Here is a 15586-nt window from a genome sequence, read left to right as displayed (position 1 = left end):
GTACTTATGAAGATAACTCCTAGTAAAATAAATACGTTTATGTTTTTTAAATTACCATTAGGTTGGTGGTCTGGAATGCGTGTAATAAGCTTAACAGATACAACTGCAATTGTAAAAATTACCCATAAATGGATCAATCAGAATCCTTTTAAAAGTATGTTTTGGGCAGCACAAGGTATGGCTGCAGAGATGAGTACAGGTGTGTTAGTGATGCAAGAAATAGAACATTCTAAACGTAAAGTTTCTATGTTGGTTACGCATCAAGAAAGTGATTTTTTTAAAAAAGCTACAGGTACTATTTTGTTTACGTGTCAAGGAGGAGTTGAAATTAGAAAAGCTATTGAAAAATCAGTAAAAACGGGCGAAGGTCAAGTTATTACACTAATTTCTGAAGGTGTAAGTGAAGATGGAGTAGTCGTTTCAAATTTTAAATTTCAATGGAGTTTAAAAGTAAAGTAATATACTAGTTTTTATTTTTTTTTTGATGAGTTATTTCTTCAGTTGCATCACAATCTTGAAAAATGCCGCAAGAAATACTTTTACGTGCTAACGATTTTGTGATTTCAAATTGTTTATAAAAAGCTTCTATTTCAGGAGATAAGTATTTCATCGTTTTTAGATTTCTAATTATAGTTCTTTTATCAAAGATAAGATTTTTTATAAAATTTGATGAATAATTGAAACATCAACCTAAAATAAGAAGGGTTATGAAATATTGGTATAAAGTTTGATTTGTAGAGTGAAACTAAAATTTAAATTTTATGAAACTAAAAACACCCTATTTTTTCATTCTTTTTATCTCGATATTATTTTTGCAATGTAGCCCAAGACTAAATTATTTAGGTAATTATAGTTCGCCAACAGAAAACGTTTCTATCTTTTTTAATGCTGATGAAATAGATCGAGAATATGCAATAATGGGTTTATTAAATACTGTTTTTGTGCCTAGTTTTTTAAGTTCTAATGAAGAAGATATAACAAATTCAATTATCAATAAAGCAAAAAAAGTTGGTGCAGATGCTGTTTTAATCACCAGGTTTTCCAATGAAAGATATCAAGAGTTAGCAGAAGATATCAATACAAAACAAGTAGTAACTCAAAATACGAACAACATATCAATTGAAGCAAAATTTCTTAAATTTAAAGATTAATTAGAAATTCTTGTAACAAAACATGCTAAAAGCACTCTTATAATTATAACTTAAAATATTTTTACGATGTTCCAAGATAATCTACCAAACAATCCATCAAACAGAAATAACACAATGAATTCGCATGAAATTGATTATAAGATTTTCGGTGAAGAAATGCAATTTGTAGAAATTGAATTAGATCCTCAAGAAGGTGTTGTTGCAGAAGCTGGTACTTTTATGATGATGGATGATAACATTAAAATGAATACAATTTTTGGTGATGGTTCAAATCAAGATAAAGGAATTTTAGGTAAAATATTTTCTGCTGGAAAACGAATTTTAACTGGCGAAAGTTTATTTATGACCGTTTTTACAAACGATGGAATAGGAAAAAAGCAAATTTCTTTTGCATCTCCTTATCCAGGTAAAATTATTCCTATTGATTTAAATGAATTTGGCGGAAAATTCATTTGCCAAAAAGATGCTTTTTTATGCGCTGCAAAAGGCGTTTCAATTGGTATAGAATTTTCTAAAAAATTAGGAAGAGGTTTATTTGGTGGTGAAGGTTTTATCATGCAAAAAATGGAAGGTGATGGTTTAGGTTTTATTCATGCAGGTGGAACCATGGCAAAAAAAGTATTAAAAGCTGGGGAGGTTTTAAAGGTTGACACTGGTTGTATTGTTGGTTTTACAAAAGATGTACAGTATGATATTGAATTTGTTGGTGGCATAAAAAACACGGTTTTTGGTGGCGAAGGTTTGTTTTTTGCAACTTTACGTGGACCAGGAACTGTATATATTCAATCCTTACCTTTTAGTAGATTAGCAGGCAGGGTTTTGGCAATGGCTCCACAAACAGGAAATGGAAGTAGAGGAGAAGGTTCTGTTTTAGGTGGTATTGGTAATTTGTTAGATGGAGATAATAAGTTTTAAAAACTCTAATTTTCTGCTAAAAAGTTAACGAATTGTTAGTTCGAGTCATTTCGATTTTTCCCGAAATTGTATCGAGAACTTTTTAAATCAACAAATAAATATTTTTTTTCGATAAAAATTTATTTGTTACATCTAAACTAATTTTTATTAATATGTTCTATTTCTCATTCATAAACATAAATTCTGATAGAAAACAACCTTATCCTTTTGATGTTCTTGCAGTTAAATTTGCTTTATAATTAATTGTCACAAATTCATGAATTATATTTTATGAAGTTTAAAATTCTTAAAAAAAAATCCCAAACTGCACGTTTGGGATTTTGTGTAAAATATTTATAAAATTAAGATTCCATAGAATGATATACATTTTGCACATCATCATCTTCATCCAATTTTTCTAATAATTTTTCAACATCAGCTTGCTGTTCTTCGTTTAATTTTGTCGTCGTTGTAGGAATTCTCTCAAATCCAGAAGATAAAATTTCGATATTATTTTCTTCAAAATACGATTGTAAAGAACCAAATTGCCCAAAAGGAGCATATATAATTACACCTTCTTCATCATCAAAAATTTCTTCTACTTCATAATCAATTATTTCTAATTCTAATTCTTCTAAATCAACAGTAATATCTTCTTTTTTAATAGTAAAAGTACATACATGATCAAACATAAAAACAACCGAGCCAGAAGTGCCTAGATTTCCATCGCACTTATTAAAAGCAGATCTAACATTAGCAACTGTTCTGTTATTATTGTCTGTTGCAGTTTCTACAACTATTGCAATTCCATGAGCTGCATAGCCTTCAAACAAAGCCTCTTTGTAGTTTTCAGTATCTTTATCAGAAGCTTTTTTTATGGCACGTTCTACATTTTCTTTAGGCATATTAGCTGCCTTGGCATTCTGAATAACTGCTCTTAAACGAGAGTTTGTCTCAACATTTGCACCACCATCTTTAATAGCCATTACAATGTCTTTACCAATTCTGGTGAAAGTTTTAGCCATTGCTGACCAACGTTTCATTTTGCGACCTTTTCTAAGTTCGAATGCTCTACCCATTTCTAATGATTGTTTTAATTAAAATGTAGACAAATGTAAAAATTAGAATGCTCTTTTGCACTATTATCGATAGAAATTTCTGAATAATAAATACCTATTTATAGGTATTTTTTTATCCATAACTTTTCAATACATTTAATTATATATAATTTTAAAAAAAATATGATGAAAAAAACTACTTTTTTATTTTTTACAATAATCTCAGTTTCTCTTTTTGGGCAAACTAAACTAACTTCTAGTTTATCTGAGTATTATGATGGCACAAATTGGGTGAGTTCTAATAAAACAGCCTTTATCTATGATGCCAACAATAATTTAACAGAAGAAAAAGAGTTGTCTTGGGATGTTTCCTCAAACCAATGGCAAACGGATCGTAAAAATTTGTATACATACAATTCAAACAATAAAACAATAGTTGAATTGTATCAGTCTTATGATGCGAACACTATCGTGCATCAAAGTAGAACTACAAACACGTATAATTCTAGTGGTAATTTGATGCAAATTTTAGATGAAAAATATGAAAATTCAGTTTGGATAAATTCTTCTAAAGTAGATATTACCTATTCAAACAATAGAATTGTTTCTGGTTTAAGCTACGATTGGAACGGAACAGCTTGGGCATATGGTGATGATTCAGGACAAACAATAATTAATTACAATACAAACGGAACGATAAGTAGTTCGGTTTCTGAAAGTTGGGATGGAAGCAATTGGGTAGCAGATTATAAAGCTGCATATTCTTATAATGTAGACAATAAAGTATCTATGGAGGAAGATCAAACCTGGGATGGTACTGCATGGATTGTAGAATATAGAACAGAATATACGTATGATGCTAATGGAAATGTTGTAGGTGAAATGCAAACTTATTTTAATGAAGGAGTTGAAGCCGGTTCTAATAATGAAACGTATTTTTTTGATACTACTAAATTAATGTCAAGTTTTACACATCCTTTTAACGATAAAACAGGTATTGAATATTTATTTTCAGTAAACAAATTTGTAAACAAAATTCTAAGTGAAGCAAGTAATAATTACCGATTAACATATAATTACGGCGAAGCAACTGCAGGTGTAAATGATTTTAGTTTGGTTAATTTTGCCGTTTATCCAAATCCAACAAACAATAAGTTATCTTTAGATGATAGTGGATTTTCTTTAAAAAATGTTGAACTTTTTAATATCCTTGGAAAAAAGGTGATGACATCAACGACCAATCAATTAAATTTAGAAAACTTAGTAAATGGAATTTATGTACTAAAAGTACAAGATGAAAAAGGAAATATTGCTTCAAAAAGAATTGTAAAGAACTAATTCTAAATGCTTTTTAGAGTTTCTTGTAACAAAAGACCTTTCAGTTTTAAAAAATTGAAAGGTCTTTTTGTGAATGTATATTATTTTAAAAGTTGATAAGATTGTTTTGCAATTTCAATTTCCTCATTAGTAGGGATTACCAATATTTTTACTTTTGATGTTTTTGACTGAATTTCTGTAATTTCTTTCGATCTAATTTTGTTTTTAAGCTCATCTAACTCTATGCCTAAAAATTCTAGATTTTCACAAGCCATTTCTCTCATTAAACCAGAATTTTCCCCAATTCCTGCTGTAAAAATAAGTGCATCTAATCCGTTTAAAATGGCAGCATAAGCGCCAATATATTTTTTAATTCGATGACTTGCCAAGTTTAACGCATTTTGGCAATTGAGATTTCCTTTAGTTGCTTTTTCAGAAATTTCTCTTAAATCAGAAAAACCGGTTAAACCCTTTAAACCAGATTCTTTTTGCAATATATTATTTACTTCTTCTGCTGATTTATTGAGTTTTTTCATCAGAAAGAAAATTACAGATTGATCAATATCTCCAGCTCTAGTACCCATAATCAACCCATTTGTTGGTCCTAAACCTAAAGAGGTTTCTATACTTTTCCCATCTTTTATGGCAGTCATACTGCAACCATTTCCTAAATGGATGCTAATAATATTGGATGATTTTTCTCCTAAATATTCGATTGCTTTTTCTGATACATATTTATGACTTGTACCGTGAAAACCATACGCTCTAATTTTGTAATCTTCTAAATATGAATTCGGAATTGCATATTGATACGCCACTTTTGGCATTGTTTGATGAAAAGCAGTATCAAAAATAGCAATTTGTTTTGCGGATGTAAAAATCGTTTCGGCAATTTCTATTCCCGTTAAGTTTGCAGGATTATGCAAAGGAGCTAAATCAAATAATTCCCTAATATTATCTTTAACTTCTTTATTTATAAGTGTTGTTTTACTAAATTTACTTCCTCCATGAACAACTCGATGACCAACCGCTTCAATTTCATCCACAGTATTTATAACACCAATTTTAGCATCTAATAAAGTCTTTGTAATTTTTTGTAAACCAACTTTATGATTTAAAATTGGTAAAATTTCAGAATATTTATCTTCCGATTTTTCATGCGTAAAAATGGCATCATCCATGCCTATTCTTTCAATTAAACCAACACATTTTACGGTTTCACTTGGCATTTCAATTACTTGATACTTTAACGAAGAAGAACCTGCATTTAAAACTAAAATATTCATATTTATTCTTGATTTGCTTGAATAGCCGTTAATAAAACGGTGTTAAAAATATCTTCTACAGTGCAACCTCTACTTAAATCGTTTACCGGTTTGTTTAAACCTTGCAACATTGGGCCAATAGCCAAAGCACCTGTTTCTCTTTGAATTGCTTTGTAGGTATTATTACCCGTATTTAAATCAGGAAAAATTAATACAGAAGCTTGGCCAGCTACTTTAGAATCTGGCATTTTTGTTTTTGCGACAGACATATCTACTGCTGCATCATATTGAATAGGACCTTCAATTAATAAATCTGGATTTAATTTTTTAGCAATTTCTGTAGCCTTTCTAACTTTTTCTACCTCTTCACCTTTTCCAGAACTTCCAGAAGAATACGATAACATGGCTACTCTTGCTTTAATACCAAATGCTTCCGCAGATTGTGCCGATGAAATTGCTATTTCTGCTAATTCTTCTGCATTCGGATTTGGATTTACAGCACAATCGCCCATTACAGAAACTCTATCTGATAAACACATAAAAAAGACAGAGGAAACTACATTAACTCCGGGTTTGGTTTTAATAATTTGTAAGGCGGGTTTTATCGTGTGCATCGTTGTATGAACTGCGCCAGAAACCATTCCGTCGGCCAAACCGTTTAAAATCATTAAAGTTCCGTAATAAGAAACATCTCGGGTTAAATCCATTGCTGTAGTTTCTGTTAAGCCTTTGTGTTTACGAGCTTCATAAAGTGTTTTTGCAAAGTCTACATTATGAATAGAATCTTCAGGATTTAAGATATTTATTTTCTCTAAATCAATTTGTAATCCTAATTGATCTGCTTTTTGCTGAATTTCTCTTCGATCGCCTAAAAGTGTTAAATCAACAATATTTAATAATTGTAAACGAGCAGCAGCTTCCATAATTCGCTCATCATTTCCTTCTGGTAAAACAATATGTTTTCTGCAGCTTTTTGCTCTTTGCAATAAATTGTATTGAAACATGCTCGGCGTTAATTTATCCGAACTAAATTTAGATAATATTTTATTAAGTCTTTCTACATTTATATAGGTGTCAAAAGTATCTAAGGCTAACAATATTTTTTTACTGTTGGATGCATAAATTTTAGATTTTACAGCACCAATTTTATTTGATATTCCAAAAGTTCCACCATCTACAGAAATAATAGGAACGGTAGATTGGATCCCTTCAATTAATTTTAAAATAGAATCTTCTGGAGTTAAATTACCTGTTAAAATAATTCCTGCAATTCTTGGATAATTGCTAGATGCGTTTACTTGTATTGCGCCTAAAATAATATCTGCTCTGTCTCCAGGTGTAATTACAAGAGCGTTTTCTTTGATGCGTGTCAAATAATTTCGCAGTTGCATAGCTCCTGTGCTGTAGCTTCCTATGGAATTATCTAAAAACTGTTCACCAAAAAGTATTTTTCCGTTTAAGGCTTCAGCAACTTCTTTTACAGTAGGGTTTGCTAAAAAATTTACTTTAGGAACTACATCAATATGTATTTCTTTCGGAATTACTTTTCTTAATTCAGTTTTTATATACTCCATTTCATCCACTTCAATTTTATTGGCAATTACACCAATAACATCTACTTCTTTTTGAATAAATGAATTGTAAGAAAGTTGCATTGTATTTATAAAATCTTTCTTCTTTTTATCATTTCCAGCACCAACAATTAACACAGGAATTCCTAAGTTTTTTGCAATCATTAGGTTTACATCCAATTCAGTAAAACCACCTTCGCCAGAAAAATCGGTACCTTCAACTAAGACATAATCGTATTTTGCTTCAAGGCTTTTATATTTTTTAATAATATCATGTATAACTTTTTCTTTTTTTCCTTCGCTTAATAATTCAACAACTTCACTTTGTTCAAAAGCATAGCAATCTTCATATTTTATATCTAGATTAAAAAAATTAATTGCGGTGTATGTATGATCGTCGTAAAGGCCGTTTTTGTCTTTGTTGATGATAGGTCTAAAATAACCAACTTTAGAAGATTGATTTAGCATCATTCTTAAAAATCCTAAAGACACTAAAGATTTACCGCTGTTGGGTTCTATAGTAGTAATATAAATTGATTTACTCATTTTCTAGAAATTATTATACAAAAATAAGCCATAAAAAAATGACTAATTGTGATATTAGTCATTAAATTAGGATCCATATTGTTTAGTAAAGGTGCGTAAACTCCATTATGCCTCCCTTTTTTATAATCTCTTTTGCTTTTTGGTGATTTTCCTCAAAAGTTTCTAAGTCAGTAAACTTGCAAATTCCATAAGAATAATGGTATTTAATAATTTCAAAATCTAATTTTGTCAATTCTTTTTTACTAGAATTACAATTAGAAAATACACTATTACAAGGTAGTTTTGATGTTGTAAAAAAACGACCTAATGTTTGATAAAAATTTTGAAGTAAAATAGCCGCATTTTCTTTTTTATCAATTGTACTATTTTCTAATAGGTTGATTTCTAATTTTGTATCATAAATTCTTCCTTTATTCCAATTGATATAATAATCTACATATTTATTTTTTTTTAAATTATCAGAATATTGATAGCTATTTTTATCATCAATTTGATATATAATATAGTTAGATTTATTGAGATTTTTAACAAACGAAATTTGTAAAGAATCTATAGAAGATAGTTCTTTTACGGCCTTTTTTATAGCTCTTTTATAGTGTTTGTCTAATTTTGGCGCAAAATAAATTTTTATAGGCGCTTCCCATAAACGCATATATTCTTTTTTTCCTTTACGGATGTTGCCATAAGAATTGTGTTTTTTGAAAACTACATCTTTGTAGGTCTTTAAAAACGCATCACTTTTTGGCTCATACGGAACAGAAACTCGTTTTTGATTTTTATAAAAATCTTTATCACTAATAAGTATTAAGGTATCTTTTTCTTTAAAAAGAAAATTGATTGAATCTTTTTTAGTGATTGCTTCTTTATGTGTTTTTTTATATTGCCAAAGTGGCATATAAGCTCTCGAATGATTTTTAAAAGAAATTTCTTTTACTTTTGAAGCTTTTCTTCTAAATTTTTTAAAATTCGTAACGAGTACTAAGGTGTCCCCACCTGTAATTTTAATTCTTTCTGAAGCTATATTTGTTAACTTTTCGTTTTTAAAAACTTTCTGATAAAGTTTTAACTTTATATATGTAGAGTCTTTATGTATTTCTTTTTTCTGACCAAAAATAGCGAAGGAATAAAGAGTTATTAAAGTGATAAAAATTATGTTTTTCATAGCATTTTTTTTCTTTTTAAACCTGCAAAATTCCCATATTAAATTTCTTTTCAATGGGTGCATGGTTTGCAGCTTCGATTCCCATAGAAATCCAAGTTCTGGTATCTAACGGATTTATAATTGCATCAGTCCAAATTCGTGCAGCTGCATAATACGGAGAAATTTGTTTGTCGTAACGCGATTTTATTTTGTCAAATAATTCAGCTTCTTTTTCCGGAGTAATTTCTTCTCCACGTTTTTTTAGCGACGCTGTTTCTATTTGTAGTAACACTTTTGCAGCAGAATTTCCGCTCATAACTGCCAATTCAGCACTTGGCCAAGCAACGATTAATCTTGGGTCGTACGCTTTACCGCACATTGCATAATTACCCGCTCCATAAGAATTCCCTATCACAATCGTGAATTTTGGAACTACAGAATTGCTAACTGCATTAACCATTTTTGCGCCGTCTTTTATAATACCACCATGTTCAGATTTACTACCAACCATAAAGCCGGTAACATCTTGTAAGAATACTAATGGTATTTTTTTCTGATTACAATTTGCAATAAAACGAGTTGCTTTATCTGCAGAATCATTATAAATTACACCGCCAAATTGCATTTCTCCTTTTTGTGTTTTTACTAATTTTCGTTGATTTGCAACAATACCAACTGCCCAACCGTCAATTCTGGCATAACCAGTTAAAATGGTTTTTCCGTAACCTTCTTTGTATTGTTCAAACTCAGAATTATCAACTAAACGTTTAATGATTTCTACCATATCATATTGCGCATTTCTTTCTTTTGGCAGAATTCCGAAAATATCATCTTCTTTTTCTTTTGGCGGAAAAGATTCAGTTTTGCTAAAACCAGCTTTGTCGTAATCGCCAATTTTATCAATAATAAATTTTATTTTATCAAGTGCGTCTTTGTCATCTTTTGCCTTGTAATCTGTAACTCCAGATATTTCACAATGTGTAGTTGCTCCACCTAAAGTTTCGTTGTCAATACTTTCGCCAATGGCAGCTTTTACCAAGTAACTTCCGGCTAAAAATATACTTGCAGTTTTGTCAACAATTAAAGCTTCATCGCTCATAATTGGTAAATAAGCACCACCAGCAACACAACTTCCCATCACCGCAGAAATTTGCGTAATGCCCATACTACTCATGATTGCATTGTTTCTAAAAATACGTCCAAAATGTTCTTTATCAGGGAATATTTCATCCTGCAAAGGCAAGTAAACACCAGCAGAATCTACTAAATAAATAATAGGTAATTTGTTTTCTATGGATATTTCTTGCGCACGTAAATTCTTTTTTCCTGTGATAGGAAACCAAGCACCCGCTTTTACAGTAGCGTCATTTGCAACAACAATACATTGTTTATTTTTGATATATCCAATTTTTACAACAACGCCTCCTGATGGGCAGCCACCATGTTCTGCATACATTTCTTCACCTGCAAAAGCGCCAATTTCTATTGATTTAGAATTGCTATCTAACAAATAATCAATGCGTTCTCTTGCCGTCATTTTGCCGTTTAAATGGTGTTTATCAATTCTTTTTTGACCACCGCCTAATTTTACTTTTGCAAAACGTCTGCGCAAATCTGAAACTAATAACTTATTGTAATCTTCGTTTTTATTGAAGTTGATATCCATGAAAATGTTTGTATTTATCTGCTAAAATAATAAAATTTTAACTGTAAGAATTAATAATAGTGTCTACTGTTTTTGCAATTTCTCTATGTTGATTTCGCTTTTCTAATCGGGCTGGAGCTGCAATTCTTTCTGCGCAATTTTTTACAGAGCAAGTTTCGCAAGTTACGCCAACTATGTTTTTCTCAAAAGTATTTTCTTTTAAGAATGTAAGTTTCTTTTTTAAATGTGGGGAAAGTAACATTCCTAAGCTCACGCTTCTGTTAATATCTTCTCTAAAAGGATCTGGAGTAGCTGATGAAAGTACTAAGTATTCGTTTTTTTGATTTTCATAAGAAGAAATTTGAATGCCAAAAGTGGCTCTTTCTTTTGACGATTTTTCTAAATCCTGAATGGTTTTAATAGATATCCAACGTCTGCAATAATGCTCATGATTCCTGTTTGCATGCGGTGCTTGTTGCTGTGTAATATGCAATTCTTTGCTTAATTTATATTCTAACGAATCTTCTTTGTGTGTAAATCGTAAGAAAAACAAATTCTTTATATTAAAATATTTAGGTAAAATAGTTGTTAAACGTTGATAAAAGGTTTCTTGAGAGCAATTGTAATGTTTAATTATTTGATGTAATTTTAAAGGTTTCCACTCTTCTAATTCAAAGAAATTTGTTAGTTTTTCTGTAAGAGAATTTCTAGAAATAATTAAAGCACCAGCAAAATAAGACGCAATAAAATTATTTAAAACTTGGTCAAAACTTTCAAATTTAACCCACGGAAACGTATAAAGTCTATCTTTAATTTCTAAATAATTATACGCCAATTCTTTTGCGTAAATAAATGTTTTTTGAGCTTCAGAAATATTTTTATCAATTAATAAGGTTTTGTTTTTTGGGATGTAAATATTTCTTAAAACACTTAAATTATCATATTTAGAAAGTTCTTGATCATCAATTTTGTAGCCAAATTCTTCAATTAATATTTCTTCTAAATGTGCGGATGAAATTCTTTTTGATAAATCTAAATGATAGGATTTAGCAAATTTTTCTACATCAATTTCTATGTCTTCAAAATAATTATTATGCGCTTCTTGGTAAGAACGCAAAGAGGCTAAAAAGAAACTTTCTCTTGTTAGGTTATAGTTCTGTGCAATCTTTATAATAGTGCTAATAAAGGCATTTACTTTTGCGGGCGCATTGGCAATAATGTCGATTAAATTATTTTCTTTAATACCAAACAACTCTAAAGGTATTTCTTTTAAGATTTTAGATTGTAAAATATCGCCAATTGGCGCAAGGTTCTTGTCTAGTTTTAAGGATACAAAATGGTCATAAGGAACTTCTAAACTCTCTGAAAGTAATAAAATTTTATCTGTCTTCGGATATTTTTTTCCTTTCTCAATTTCATTTAAATAGGATTTTGAGAGTCCGGATAATTTTGACAAACCAAATAGCGAAAGGTTCTTGTCTGTGCGTATTTGCTTGAGTTTTAAGCCGAAAATTAATCGGATGTATTCGTCTTCTACCATCATATAGTCAAAGATAAGAATAAATAGCGAATGAATTAAAAAAAAGTTTTTTAGTAATTTAGCGAACGTTCGCTTGTGGAGTTCAAAAATTAATTATATCATTGCAGTGTAGAAATTAAATTAGTCTAATTATGGAAGAAAATACAATTACAAAAGAAATCAGTTTTAATGGCTTTAAGGTTTCTGATTATCAGGATGTTTTAACAAATGAAGCACAATTATTTTTGTTAGAATTACATGAAAAATTCAATCAAAGAAGATTAAAGTTATTGGAGGAAAGAGAGGTTGAACAAGCTTATTTTGACGCTGGCAATTATCCATCTTTTCCAAAAGAGACCAAAAAAATTAGAGAATCCGATTGGGTTTGTGCTCCTTTACCAGCAGATTTGTTGGATAGAAGAGTAGAAATTACGGGTCCTGTAGATCGTAAAATGGTTATCAATGCGTTAAACTCCGGAGCTAAAACTTTTATGGCAGATTTTGAAGACAGTAATTCTCCAAATATTCATAATAATTTACAAGGTCAAATTAATTTAAGAGATGCCATTAATAAGACAATTACCTATCAGGATGACAAAAAGAATAAAACGTATCAATTAAATAATAATACGGCAACTTTAATTGTAAGACCAAGAGGTTTGCATTTAAACGAGAAGCATTTTGCGATTGCTGGCGAAGAAATGTCTGGTTCTTTAGTAGATTTTGGATTGTATTTTTTCCACAACATTAAAACATTACAAGCACAAAATTCTGCAACCTATTTTTATTTGCCAAAATTAGAGCATTATTTAGAGGCTCGTTTATGGAATGATATTTTTGTTTTTGCGCAAGATTATTTACATATTCCTCAAAACACGATCAAAGCAACAGTTTTAGTAGAAACAATTACGGCAAGTTTTCAGTTAGATGAAATTATTTATGAGTTAAGAAATCACATGGCTGGATTGAATTGCGGTAGATGGGATTATATTTTTTCATATATCAAAAAATTTAGAAATCATGCAAATTTCATGGTTCCTAATAGGGATCAAGTAACTATAAAAACGCCTTTTATGCGGGCTTATTCCTTGTTGGTTATTCAAAGATGTCATAAAAGAAATGTACATGCAATGGGCGGAATGGCAGCTCAAATTCCGATTAAAAATGACGAAATAGCAAATAACAATGCGTTTGCAAAAGTATATGCAGATAAAGAGCAAGAAGTAAAAAATGGGCATGACGGAACGTGGGTTGCGCACCCAGGATTGGTTTCTGTAGCTATGAATGTTTTTAACGAAAATATGCTGACGAAAAATCAAATTCATGTAAAAAGAAGTGATGTAAACGTTGGTGTAAATGATTTGGTTGAAATGCCAAAAGGAACCATTACTGAAGAAGGAATTCGTAAAAACATCAACGTCGGAATTTTGTATATAGAAAGTTGGTTGCGTGGAAACGGAGCAGCAGCAATCTATAATTTAATGGAAGATGCGGCAACTGCAGAAATTTCTAGAACACAGGTGTGGTTATGGCTTCAAAAGGAAGTAACAATAGAAAACGGAGAAACATTTAATACAAAAGTTTATGAAAAATTCAAACATCAGGAGATTGAAAAAATTAAAGAGTATGTTGGACAAAGTGGATTTGATACTGGCAAATTCAAGGAAGCAATACAGTTATTTGACGAACTTGTTTTAACAGAAAATTTTCAAGAATTCTTAACCTTAAAAGCGTACGATCATATATAAAAAAATGTCTCGCAACTACTGAAATAGTTTACGAGACGGAATTATCAAAATCTAGAAAACCTTAATAATTAAATACAAAATTATGAAAAATTTATCACAAAACAGTTATAGTTCAGCTTTAGACGCCGTAAGAAATTTAAAACAAAAATATGGTACTTCTTGGGATGCTATAAATTCTGAAAGTGCAGCAAGAATGGTTTCTCAAAACCGATTTAAAACGGGTTTAGAGATTGCAAAATATACTGCTGCAATTATGCGAAAAGACATGGCAGAATATGATGTAGATTCATCAAATTATACACAATCTTTAGGTTGTTGGCACGGTTTTGTGGCGCAACAAAAAATGATTGCAGTTAAAAAACACCACAAAACAACAAGCAAAAGATATTTATACCTTTCTGGATGGATGGTTGCTGCTTTGCGATCGGAATTTGGTCCGTTACCAGATCAATCGATGCATGAAAAAACAGCAGTTTCCTCTTTGATCGAAGAAATTTATGATTTTTTACGTCAGGCAGATGCAATTGAGTTGAATGATTTATTTAGAAGACTTGAAAAAGGCGAAGATGTACAAAGTAAAATAGATAATTTTGATTCACATATTGTACCCATAATTGCGGATATTGATGCCGGTTTTGGGAATGAAGAAGCTACTTATTTATTGGCTAAAAAAATGATTCAGGCAGGCGCTTGTGCTATTCAGATAGAAAATCAGGTTTCTGATGCAAAACAATGTGGTCATCAAGACGGAAAAGTAACGGTGCCTCACGAAGATTTTATTTCTAAATTAAATGCAATTAGATATGCGTTTTTAGAATTAGGCGTTGACGAAGGAATTATTGTTGCAAGAACAGATTCAGAAGGAGCAAGTCTTACTCAAAAATTACCGGTAAGTCAAGAACCTGGCGATTTAGCTTCGCAATATTTAGCTTTTGTTGAAGCAGAAGAAATCGGAATAAACGAAGCAAAAGAAGACGATGTTTTGTTAAAAAGAGATGGTAAATTAGTTCGTCCGGTAAGATTGGCAAACGGTTTGTATAAATTTAAAGACGGTTCTAATATTGATAGAGTTGTGTTAGATTGTATTACAAGTTTACAAAATGGAGCCGATTTATTATGGATAGAAACGCCAACTCCAAACGTAAAACAAATAGCACATATGGTAAACCGAGTAAAAGAAGTTGTGCCAAATGCGAAGTTGGTTTACAATAATTCGCCTTCATTTAATTGGACGTTAAACTTTAGACAACAAGTTTATGAAGAAATGCTTAGTGAAGGAGAAAATATGACGGGTTACGATCAAAATAATTTAATGGCAGAACAATATGATGCTTCAGAATTAGGGTATCGTGCAGATCGAAAAATTAAAACTTTTCAAATTGATGGCGCAAAAGAAGCTGGTATTTTTCATCACTTAATTACATTGCCGACCTATCATACAACAGCTTTACATATGAATGATTTGACTGAAGGTTATTTTGGTGAAGAAGGAATGTTAGCGTATGTAAAAGGTGTTCAAAGACAAGAAATTAGAAAAGGAGTTGCTTGTGTAAAGCACCAAAGAATGGCAGGTTCTGATTTAGGTGATGATCATAAAACTTTTTTTGCAGGTGATAAAGCGTTAAAAGCTAGTGGTGAAAATAATACTTCAAATCAGTTTGAAGTTGCTGAAGAGTCTAAAAAAGTTAGAAATAAAATAGGAAAAGTAGCCTAATGATTTAAGTTAGTTAG

At 30.6% G+C, this 15586-nt stretch carries 13 protein-coding genes; 6 read left to right on the top strand and 7 right to left on the bottom strand.

Translation table 11 applies throughout. The features are described 5' to 3' along the window. Nucleotides 1–6 precede the first annotated feature (6 nt). Nucleotides 7–459 carry a DUF4442 domain-containing protein gene (locus tag BTO16_RS07220; RefSeq protein ID WP_105021544.1) on the top strand — a complete coding sequence of 151 codons (453 nt, stop codon included), beginning with the start codon at nucleotides 7–9 and terminating at the stop codon, nucleotides 457–459. Nucleotides 460–463: 4 nt separating this feature from the next. Here the strand turns inward: BTO16_RS07220 and BTO16_RS17565 are convergent, their stop codons facing one another. Beyond that, a complete protein-coding gene (locus BTO16_RS17565) occupies nucleotides 464–610 on the bottom strand; it encodes a hypothetical protein (RefSeq protein ID WP_170064421.1) in 147 nt (48 codons plus the stop codon). A 151-nt stretch (nucleotides 611–761) separates the two neighbouring features. Between BTO16_RS17565 and BTO16_RS07215 the strand changes: the two genes are divergently transcribed. Both BTO16_RS07215 and BTO16_RS07210 read left to right on the top strand, forming a co-directional pair. Continuing rightward, nucleotides 762–1151, top strand: a complete 390-nt coding sequence (locus BTO16_RS07215; RefSeq protein WP_105020944.1) for a hypothetical protein — start codon at nucleotides 762–764, stop codon at nucleotides 1149–1151. A 114-nt stretch (nucleotides 1152–1265) separates the two neighbouring features. Next, the gene (locus BTO16_RS07210; RefSeq protein WP_105021543.1) at nucleotides 1266–2066 is read left to right on the top strand and encodes a TIGR00266 family protein; all 801 of its coding nucleotides are present in this window, start codon (nucleotides 1266–1268) and stop codon (nucleotides 2064–2066) included. A gap of 341 nt (nucleotides 2067–2407) precedes the next feature. Here BTO16_RS07210 and BTO16_RS07205 read toward each other — a convergent pair whose 3' ends face one another. Next, nucleotides 2408–3124: a YebC/PmpR family DNA-binding transcriptional regulator gene (locus tag BTO16_RS07205; RefSeq protein WP_105020943.1), complete on the bottom strand. Its 717-nt coding sequence runs from the start codon at nucleotides 3122–3124 to the stop codon at nucleotides 2408–2410. Nucleotides 3125–3289: 165 nt separating this feature from the next. On the opposite strand from BTO16_RS07205, the gene BTO16_RS07200 reads away from it, so the two are divergent. Beyond that, on the top strand, nucleotides 3290–4441 hold the full coding sequence (locus tag BTO16_RS07200) for a T9SS type A sorting domain-containing protein (protein ID WP_170064420.1): 1152 nt from the start codon (nucleotides 3290–3292) through the stop codon (nucleotides 4439–4441). 80 nt (nucleotides 4442–4521) lie between these two features. Here the strand turns inward: BTO16_RS07200 and BTO16_RS07195 are convergent, their stop codons facing one another. The 5 genes from BTO16_RS07195 to BTO16_RS07175 form a co-directional block, all read right to left on the bottom strand. After that, entirely contained in the window at nucleotides 4522–5706 is a 1185-nt protein-coding gene (locus tag BTO16_RS07195) for an acetate/propionate family kinase (protein ID WP_105020941.1), read from the bottom strand. Between the two features lie 2 nt (nucleotides 5707–5708). Then, nucleotides 5709–7802: a phosphate acetyltransferase gene (pta, locus tag BTO16_RS07190; protein ID WP_105020940.1), complete on the bottom strand. Its 2094-nt coding sequence runs from the start codon at nucleotides 7800–7802 to the stop codon at nucleotides 5709–5711. Between the two features lie 82 nt (nucleotides 7803–7884). Beyond that, entirely contained in the window at nucleotides 7885–8964 is a 1080-nt protein-coding gene (locus tag BTO16_RS07185) for a hypothetical protein (RefSeq protein ID WP_105020939.1), read from the bottom strand. A 16-nt stretch (nucleotides 8965–8980) separates the two neighbouring features. Continuing rightward, nucleotides 8981–10609 carry an acyl-CoA carboxylase subunit beta gene (locus tag BTO16_RS07180; protein WP_105020938.1) on the bottom strand — a complete coding sequence of 543 codons (1629 nt, stop codon included), beginning with the start codon at nucleotides 10607–10609 and terminating at the stop codon, nucleotides 8981–8983. A gap of 37 nt (nucleotides 10610–10646) precedes the next feature. Then, on the bottom strand, nucleotides 10647–12131 hold the full coding sequence (locus BTO16_RS07175; protein ID WP_170064419.1) for a helix-turn-helix domain-containing protein: 1485 nt from the start codon (nucleotides 12129–12131) through the stop codon (nucleotides 10647–10649). Nucleotides 12132–12259: 128 nt separating this feature from the next. Here BTO16_RS07175 and aceB point away from each other — a divergent pair, with 128 nt between their 5' ends. Beyond that, nucleotides 12260–13855, top strand: coding sequence for a malate synthase A (gene aceB / locus BTO16_RS07170; RefSeq protein ID WP_105020937.1), 1596 nt, complete (start codon nucleotides 12260–12262; stop codon nucleotides 13853–13855). An 82-nt stretch (nucleotides 13856–13937) separates the two neighbouring features. Beyond that, nucleotides 13938–15569, top strand: coding sequence for an isocitrate lyase (locus BTO16_RS07165; protein WP_105020936.1), 1632 nt, complete (start codon nucleotides 13938–13940; stop codon nucleotides 15567–15569). The last annotated feature ends 17 nt before the right edge of the window (nucleotides 15570–15586 follow it).

Origin of the sequence: Polaribacter glomeratus (assembly GCF_002954665.1) — a bacterium.
Taxonomy (GTDB): domain Bacteria; phylum Bacteroidota; class Bacteroidia; order Flavobacteriales; family Flavobacteriaceae; genus Polaribacter; species Polaribacter glomeratus.
The sequence above is the reverse complement of the archived record's forward strand: the minus strand, read 5'-3'. Positions and strand labels throughout refer to the sequence as shown.

What these genes read in the sequence shown, in the direction of transcription:
- BTO16_RS07220 (WP_105021544.1), top strand. Translation starts at nt 7, where the DNA reads ATGAAGATAACTCCTAGTAAAATAAATACGTTTATGTTTTTTAAATTA.
- BTO16_RS17565 (WP_170064421.1), bottom strand. Translation starts at nt 610, where the DNA reads ATGAAATACTTATCTCCTGAAATAGAAGCTTTTTATAAACAATTTGAA.
- BTO16_RS07215 (WP_105020944.1), top strand. Translation starts at nt 762, where the DNA reads ATGAAACTAAAAACACCCTATTTTTTCATTCTTTTTATCTCGATATTA.
- BTO16_RS07210 (WP_105021543.1), top strand. Translation starts at nt 1,266, where the DNA reads ATGAATTCGCATGAAATTGATTATAAGATTTTCGGTGAAGAAATGCAA.
- BTO16_RS07205 (WP_105020943.1), bottom strand. Translation starts at nt 3,124, where the DNA reads ATGGGTAGAGCATTCGAACTTAGAAAAGGTCGCAAAATGAAACGTTGG.
- BTO16_RS07200 (WP_170064420.1), top strand. Translation starts at nt 3,290, where the DNA reads ATGAAAAAAACTACTTTTTTATTTTTTACAATAATCTCAGTTTCTCTT.
- BTO16_RS07195 (WP_105020941.1), bottom strand. Translation starts at nt 5,706, where the DNA reads ATGAATATTTTAGTTTTAAATGCAGGTTCTTCTTCGTTAAAGTATCAA.
- pta (WP_105020940.1), bottom strand. Translation starts at nt 7,802, where the DNA reads ATGAGTAAATCAATTTATATTACTACTATAGAACCCAACAGCGGTAAA.
- BTO16_RS07185 (WP_105020939.1), bottom strand. Translation starts at nt 8,964, where the DNA reads ATGAAAAACATAATTTTTATCACTTTAATAACTCTTTATTCCTTCGCT.
- BTO16_RS07180 (WP_105020938.1), bottom strand. Translation starts at nt 10,609, where the DNA reads ATGGATATCAACTTCAATAAAAACGAAGATTACAATAAGTTATTAGTT.
- BTO16_RS07175 (WP_170064419.1), bottom strand. Translation starts at nt 12,131, where the DNA reads ATGATGGTAGAAGACGAATACATCCGATTAATTTTCGGCTTAAAACTC.
- aceB (WP_105020937.1), top strand. Translation starts at nt 12,260, where the DNA reads ATGGAAGAAAATACAATTACAAAAGAAATCAGTTTTAATGGCTTTAAG.
- BTO16_RS07165 (WP_105020936.1), top strand. Translation starts at nt 13,938, where the DNA reads ATGAAAAATTTATCACAAAACAGTTATAGTTCAGCTTTAGACGCCGTA.